General features: G+C 66.3%; 3 protein-coding genes. All 3 read left to right on the top strand.

The window, feature by feature from the left end; translation table 11 throughout:
* The coding region (locus tag VF497_RS08075) for a nicotinate-nicotinamide nucleotide adenylyltransferase (protein WP_414706868.1) at positions 1-421 on the top strand (421 nt) is incomplete at its 5' end.
* Positions 422-756: 335 nt separating this feature from the next.
* Complete coding sequence (gene rsfS / locus VF497_RS08070) at positions 757-1098, top strand: ribosome silencing factor (RefSeq protein ID WP_330887482.1); 342 nt, start codon at positions 757-759, stop codon at positions 1096-1098.
* Positions 1099-1153: 55 nt separating this feature from the next.
* Positions 1154-1624, top strand: a complete 471-nt coding sequence (gene rlmH / locus VF497_RS08065; protein ID WP_330887480.1) for a 23S rRNA (pseudouridine(1915)-N(3))-methyltransferase RlmH — start codon at positions 1154-1156, stop codon at positions 1622-1624.
* Positions 1625-1679: the final 55 nt, after the last annotated feature.

Here is a 1679-nt window from a genome sequence, read left to right as displayed (position 1 = left end):
ACTGCGCCGCGAAGGCGCGTCATACACGGTCGATACGTTGCGCGGCCTGCGCGCGGAATTCGGCGAGACGCAGCCGCTGATCCTGCTCGTCGGCGCCGACGCGTTCGGCTCGCTGCCGACCTGGCGCGAGTGGCGACAGCTGTTCCGTCTCGCCCACATTGTCATGCTGACCCGGCCCGGGCGCACCGAGCCGTGGTCGGGCGAACTCGTCGGCGAAGCGGTGCCACGCCGTGCGCGTTCGCCACGCGAATTGCAGGAAACCCCGGCCGGCAAGGTGCTCAGCATTCCGGTCACGCCACTGGATATTTCCGCAAGCCAGGTGCGTGCGTTGCTTGCCGCGGGCCGCGAGCCGCGCTGGCTGATCCCCGAGGCATTGCTGGCCGATCCCGCCCTGCTCGCACCGTATCGGCGCAAGGGCTGAGCCGACACCAAACAGTCGCGTCCGCGACACTTCCCTCGCTCCCAAATCGGCGTATATTCTGGCCGCGCGGCTTCCCGGCCGCCCGTGCATTCGACCAAGGTGATACGTTTTTGCCTACTTCGACCAAAACCCCATCGACCCGCGCGCCGCGCAAGACGGTTGGCGCGAAATCCGCAGTGAAACGCCCTGCATCGAAATCCGTCGCGAAAAAGGCCGCCGTGAAAACGGTGAGCAAGGCGGCGAAGAAGCCCGCGAAGAAAATCGCCGCGGCAAAGCCGAAAAAAGTTTCGGCACCGAAACCGAAAAAGCCCCAACTCCCCACCGATCCGGTCGAGTTGCTGCGTGTGCGCGTGCGCGATGCGCTCGACAACCTCAAGGCGCAGAACGTGCAGGAGATCGACGTGCGCGGCAAGACCTCGATCGCCGATCACCTGATCGTCGCGAGCGGCACGTCGACGCGCCACGTCAAGTCGCTGGCCGATGAAGTGGTCAAGTTCGCCAAGCAGGCCGGCATGCAGCCGCTCGGCGTCGAGGGTCAGCGCGAAGCCGAATGGGTGCTCGTCGACCTCGGAGACATCATCGTCCATGTCATGCTGCCGCGTGTGCGCGAGTTCTACGGGCTGGAGCGGTTGTGGACCGTGGGCGACGACATGGCGCGGGCGGCGGTTGCTGGTTGATCCGCGCCTTGGCGCGGCGAATGGCGCTTAGCGTGCCGCAAATCGCCGATGGCCCATGCGCGCCACGCTGATCGCCGTCGGCGAGAAGATGCCTTCGTGGGTCAGCGAAGGTTATAACGAATACGCCAAGCGCCTGTCGCACGAGTTGCCGCTGCAGCTCGTCGAAATCACTAGCAAACTGCGCGGGCGCACGAACGACACTGCGCGCGTGATCGCGGACGAGGGCGCGTTGATGCTCGCGGCGATTCCGAAGAGCGCGCAGGCCATCGCGCTGGACGGTCGCGGCAAGCCGTACAGCAGCGAACAACTGGCCGAGCAGCTCGCGCGCTGGCGCATGGACGGGCGTGATCTGGCATTTCTTGTCGGCGGTCCCGAAGGCCTCGCGCCCGCGGCGCTCGAGCGCGCGAACCAGCGCTGGTCGCTCGGCCCGGCGACGCTGCCGCATCCGCTCGTGCGCATCGTCCTCGCCGAGCAGCTCTATCGCGCGGTGAGCCTGCTCGGCAATCATCCCTATCATCGCGGTTGAGCGACGCGACGAAGCGACTCAACTGCTACCATCGCGGCGATGCAATCCGTGGAGT

The sequence above is a fragment of the Rudaea sp. genome, assembly GCF_036383415.1.
Lineage (GTDB): Bacteria > Pseudomonadota > Gammaproteobacteria > Xanthomonadales > Rhodanobacteraceae > Rudaea.
Note: the sequence above shows the minus strand (reverse complement) of the source record. Positions and strands in the feature narration are given on the sequence as shown.

Coding starts and splice junctions, on each gene's coding strand:
- rlmH (WP_330887480.1), top strand. CDS start 1,154: ATGCGCGCCACGCTGATCGCCGTCGGCGAGAAGATGCCTTCGTGGGTC.